Here is a 5375-nt window from a genome sequence, read left to right as displayed (position 1 = left end):
CCACCATCAGTCACTCTGATTATCACCATATACTTATCGTACATGGAACAGATACGATGGACGTTACGGCTGAATATTTAGCAGATGCTGATTTGGAAAAGTGTATTGTACTCACAGGAGCTATGGTTCCATATAGTGTAGACCCGGTAGAAGCTACTGCAAATCTATGTTCAGCTTATGGATACATAAATACCTTGGAAAAAGAAGGTATTTTTATCGCTATGAATGGTGTAATGGGACCTTATGAAAAGATAAAAAAAGACCGAGCCAAAGGCAGGTTCAGCCTTTAGTGCTAAAAGGTTACTTGTGGTTATCTACTGTGGGAGGGATGATCTCTCCTGAAGCCTGCATGCTTAATGCTTCAGGATGTTTTTTATAATGTCTTCGTACCGCTTTAGCTAAAGCTTTTTTAGTATTTTCTTCTACCGGTGTCGGCATCTCATTAGGTAAGGCTTTAAGTAGTGCCTCAACTAAAAGATTTTGAGGTTGAGGCATTTTTTCTACCCAGGTAGCCAATATATCTCTGTTGACATGAGAAGGGATGGAACCCATGATGCCCACATCATTCTGGTCATGTATAAGTAGACCCGATGTCGTACCTCTATCCAAAGTCAATACCTGGAAAAGATAGAGTGTATGGTAAGCCAGTTGTTCTTCTTTATCTTCTTGCGTAAATGTAGGGTATTCAGCCAGTTTTCCAGAGACAATAGCGATATATGTGTCTATGACCCTTTCGCCAACCTCCACTACAAATGCCTTATCTTCTTCAAAATTCCCGCTATTATACCCTTCAAGATAATAGTGGCTTACACCACGATGTCTTCCTAGTACTGGAATATAAAAATATCTGTCACCCTGTGCTGCACCCTCTTCATAAAGTTCACCTGTAACTTTTTCAAGCATTTCAGAAAAACGTTTTTTGTCCGGATCAGATTCGCCTATGATCGAAGGGTTTAAGTCAGCCATCACACGCCAATACCCTTCTCCATCTCTCATCTGTGTCCAAGAGATGTGCATATGCATGGAAGGTACATGTGGATTACGAGGGTGTATGATCGTAGAAATGGCAGTTGCCGAACCTAGTTTTTTCTTCTTGTCATCGTCATAATGTACTTGTGAGACATTGACAGAACCTCTGTCAAATACAACAGAATCTCTAGCTTCATAACGTACACCGCCACCATGTTTTCCTCCATCGCGTTCCCATGAAACAGCTTCACAGGACTTCCCTTCTCCAAACTTCAATGCAAGAGAGTTTAGCTTTGAGACAAAATAAGCCTGTAGTCCTTCTACAAGCATATTTGCTTCTTTCGCCTGTGGTGATTGTGCGGGGGTTATCATGGTATGTGGCCTTTATTTTTATAAAATTATATCATAGTAATTTTTATTTCATTTTGCTACAATAAGACTACAAAATAATTTATAAAAAAAGAAGAATTAATGAAACAACATTTAATAATAGCAACCCTTGTTGCGTGGGGCTTCTCTGGCTGTACAAGTTCTATGGACTACCTTATAGAACCGACTCAACCTGTTCAGTCGACACAAACGGCACAAGTAACTCAAGATACTACAACGGAAAAATATTATGAAGAGCCAAGCCCTGAAAAAAAAGAGGCTTATGAGAAGACTATGAGAAAAATAGCGTCAGGTATTAAAGATGATCCTAATTATCAGAGACTTGCACTCGATACACCTGAAAAAAAAGAATGGTTTAAAAACTTGACCTACAGACTATGGGACAGACAGATCACACGACAACAGTTTATCAAAGAAGGATTACGCAGATACCCTAATCAAGGATATGAATTTAATTTCATCATCAGAGGGTTTACTTTCAACTAGTCTTTACTAAGCATAAGGAATCGGGTCTATACTTCCCGCTTCTTTAAACCCTTTTAATCTCAACCTACAACTGTCACAGACACCACAAGCCGCTTCTTCAGATTTATAACAGCTCCATGTATCTTTCAGAGGGACATTTAGATCTAAAGATTTTTGTACTATCTGACTTTTTTTCAAAGTAACCAATGGCATCTTTATCTCTAAATTCGTCTCATCTTTTGTACCAAGGTTGATGGCTTTTTGCATTTGTTCTATATAACTCTCACGACAGTCAGGGTAACCAGAGCTGTCTTCTTCTACAACACCGATGAATAGAGCTTCAGCTCCATGTTTCTCAGCTACTGCAGCGGCAATAGAGAGAAAAATACCATTTCTAAAAGGTACATACGTTACAGGTACACCCTCTTCTATACCCCCTGTAGGCACATCTATACTTTTATCTGTTAAAGCAGAAGCACCGATCTGCTCAAAAAAAGGCAGATCTATCTCATACTTTTCACTTGCATCGACTGCGGATGCAATTTTACGGAAACATTCAAGTTCTTTAGACTCAGTGCGCTGCCCATAGTTAAAATGCAAAGCGATAATTTCATAGCCGTCTACTTGTGCGATCTTAGCACTTAAGGCACTATCCATCCCCCCAGAAATTATACATACTGCTCGTTTTAACATACATTCTTCCTTTTCACTTCTAGCCCAACAGGCTGATACAGGAAATCACTAAATGATTTCTCGTAGAAGTCTCACTTAACAGTTCGGTTAATATCATTATTAATACTACCCTACTACTTTTTACTGCTATTTTACCAAGATTTGGGTAAACTTCGAGCATGATAGACTTAGATAATCAAACATCATTGACAGTTGATTTGGAAGCATTGGAGAAGATAGCAGAAACACTCTCCAGCAAAGAAGTGGAACTTATCATCACCGATGATGAGACCATACAGGCACTGAATGCTGAGCATAGAGGAAAAGACAGTGCAACAGATGTACTCTCCTTCCCAATGGATGCTCCTTTTACAGAACAGTCTATATTTGGTATGCCTTTGGGATCCATCATCATAGCTGAGTCATTTGTAAAAGAGAAAGCAGCAGAATTCGGACACAGTGTTCAAGATGAACTCTCACTATTGTTCATTCATGGTATGCTTCACCTGCTAGGCTTTGATCATGAACATGATGATGGTGAAATGAGAGCAAGAGAAAAAGAACTCATAGAACAGTTTGATCTACCAAAAAGTCTAATCGTAAGAACAATTGAATCCTCTGACTAGGTTAGATATTCATAATGGGTTTTGCAAATATAAGATTTTGTAAGAGGCTTTCAAGTCCTAGCCAATGCTAAGATGAAGTAAGCATCTTGCGAAAGATTGTATTTGCAAAGCCCACCCTGTGGGTATCACTAGCTTTCGCCTATACGTTGTTACTCTTTTTTGACTTAGCTTTGGCTAGGACTTCAAAAGAGTGCCTAGTCTAGACAAAAGCTAGTGATATTATGAATACCTAACCTAGTCAAAGGGTTCAACAAGGAGTATTAATTTTGGATTTTGTTATTTTTGTTATCGCCATGGGCGTATTGATATGGGGTGCGGACCTACTTATTTACCAAAGTGAACGCATCGCCTTAAAGTTCAACATACCAGAGTTTATCATCGGTGCAACACTCATAGCTCTTGGTACTTCTTTGCCTGAGATGGCTGCAAGTATCGCTGCAAGTTTGAGTCATAAACCTGATATCGCTGTAGCCAACGTAATAGGAAGTAATGTACTTAACATCACTCTCGTTTTAGCATCTGTTTTTCTCATAGCGACGAAAATCAATCCGAGCAGAGACTTCTTTGCCAAGGACAGCACCTGGGCACTGGTACCTGTACTGGTATTTATCTTGATGATACTTGATGGTATCATCTCTCGATTTGATGCTTTACTTTTAATGCTTTTAATGGGTGCATACCTTGTTTTTCTTCTTCAAGATGCCAAAAACATTCCTGAAGAGGCGTTAGAAGATATTGACATAGGTATATTTTCTTGGCCAAAAACAATAATTATACTTTTAGGCGGATTTGTTTTAGTCATCATCGGGGCACATTTCACCGTAGAAAGTGCTTCTAATATCGCTAAAAGTTTCGGTATTTCAGAGTGGATTATAGGTATCATCATGGTTTCATTGGGTACATCATTGCCGGAGTTGGTTGTAAGTATCTCTGCAGCAGTCAAAGGTAAAGTCGATATGGCCATAGGAAACATCATCGGATCCAATATGGCAAACACTACCGTAGTACTTGGTGCAGCGGCTTTTACAAACCCTATGACTATCGATGCTCCGGCATATATCTTCGACATAGCTACAATGATAGTAGCAACATTTCTTCTTGTGTTTATCACAGCAAATAAACTCTACACCAAATCAGCAGGTATCAGTCTCATTATTATTTTAGGACTCTTTTTAAATAATACTTTACAAAGCATGTAAAGTATTATCTGTCTACTTCCTCTACAGCTACTTCTGATTCAGAAAAGTAGCCTTTTTTATAAAGCCACTTATAAATATCTGCCACGATTGGACCTGCTGTACTACCTCCATGCCCTCCATGTTCCACCAATACAGTTACAATATATTTAGGGTCTTCATAAGGAGCATAGGTAGTGATCCAGGCATGTGAACGATGATAATAGGCCAACTCTTCCTCTTTTAAACGTTTCTGCGTTGACTGAGGAATGGAAGTTACTTGTGAAGTACCTGTTTTACCGGCAACAACAATAGGTAGTTTACTCATCGTATTATAGGCAGTACCACCTCTTACATTACACACATCATACATCCCTTTTCTGATCTCACTCAAATAGTATGCATCAAAATCCAGGGACTTCATTTCAGGCTCAATCTTCTTGCCATCAATCTCTCTTGCAATAAATGGCTTGGCAAGTGATGAAGTAGCGATCAGCCCTGTATAGCGTGCTACCTGTAAGGGTGTCACAAGGTCATATCCTTGGCCTATGGATGAGATGACTGTCTCACCCATATACCATGGCTGTTTATAACGTTGCATTTTCCACGCTTTATCTGGCATCACACCAGCATATTCACGCGGTAGATCCACATCTGTTTTTACACCTAAACCAAAAGTACGAAGGTGTTTTGCCATCGCATCAATACCTACTTTTAAACTCTTATTGTAAAAGTAGACATCACAACTCTCTCGTATTGCTTTTCTAAGTTCAACTTTACCATGTCCCCATCGTGACCAGCATCTAAACTTATGTTTACTGCTACCAAGTGTAATATGTCCATTACAATGCTCCGATGCCCCGAGTGAGTTAGGCAAAGCCTTAGAAAATGCCAAAGCCATACCCATTTTTATAGTGGATCCAGGAGGATATGTTCCATGTATAAATTTGTTGGTAAAAGGATGTGCAAGATCATCCTGCAAAGCTTTCCAATCTTCTGTACTGATACCTCCCACAAAAAGATTAGGATCATACGATGGATAACTGACTGCAGATAATACTTCACCATTAGTGCGCAT

7 protein-coding genes are annotated in these 5375 nt (G+C 39.3%); 4 read left to right on the top strand and 3 right to left on the bottom strand.

All coding sequences use genetic code 11. The features are described from left to right. Window positions 1-290, top strand: a 290-nt coding sequence (locus ABZC96_RS08005) for an asparaginase domain-containing protein (RefSeq protein WP_373030315.1), incomplete at its 5' end; no start/stop codon positions are given. A 10-nt stretch (window positions 291-300) separates the two neighbouring features. Here the strand turns inward: ABZC96_RS08005 and ABZC96_RS08000 are convergent. Next, entirely contained in the window at window positions 301-1341 is a 1041-nt protein-coding gene (locus tag ABZC96_RS08000) for a coproporphyrinogen III oxidase (protein WP_373030314.1), read from the bottom strand. 99 nt (window positions 1342-1440) lie between these two features. On the opposite strand from ABZC96_RS08000, the gene ABZC96_RS07995 reads away from it, so the two are divergent. Then, the gene (locus ABZC96_RS07995) at window positions 1441-1845 is read left to right on the top strand and encodes a hypothetical protein (RefSeq protein WP_373030313.1); all 405 of its coding nucleotides are present in this window, start codon (window positions 1441-1443) and stop codon (window positions 1843-1845) included. Window positions 1846-1851: 6 nt separating this feature from the next. On the opposite strand, the gene queC is transcribed toward ABZC96_RS07995, so the two are convergent. Then, a complete protein-coding gene (gene queC, locus ABZC96_RS07990) occupies window positions 1852-2517 on the bottom strand; it encodes a 7-cyano-7-deazaguanine synthase QueC (protein WP_373030312.1) in 666 nt (221 codons plus the stop codon). 158 nt (window positions 2518-2675) lie between these two features. Between queC and ybeY the strand changes: the two genes are divergently transcribed. After that, window positions 2676-3122: an rRNA maturation RNase YbeY gene (ybeY, locus tag ABZC96_RS07985; protein ID WP_373030310.1), complete on the top strand. Its 447-nt coding sequence runs from the start codon at window positions 2676-2678 to the stop codon at window positions 3120-3122. A 266-nt stretch (window positions 3123-3388) separates the two neighbouring features. Further along, entirely contained in the window at window positions 3389-4321 is a 933-nt protein-coding gene (locus tag ABZC96_RS07980) for a calcium/sodium antiporter (RefSeq protein WP_373030309.1), read from the top strand. A 4-nt stretch (window positions 4322-4325) separates the two neighbouring features. On the opposite strand, the gene ABZC96_RS07975 is transcribed toward ABZC96_RS07980, so the two are convergent. Further along, the coding region (locus tag ABZC96_RS07975; protein WP_373030307.1) for a penicillin-binding transpeptidase domain-containing protein at window positions 4326-5375 on the bottom strand (1050 nt) is incomplete at its 5' end.

The sequence above is a fragment of the Sulfurovum sp. genome (assembly GCF_041551015.1).
Lineage (GTDB): Bacteria > Campylobacterota > Campylobacteria > Campylobacterales > Sulfurovaceae > Sulfurovum.
This window is presented reverse-complemented; position numbering and strand designations above follow the sequence as displayed.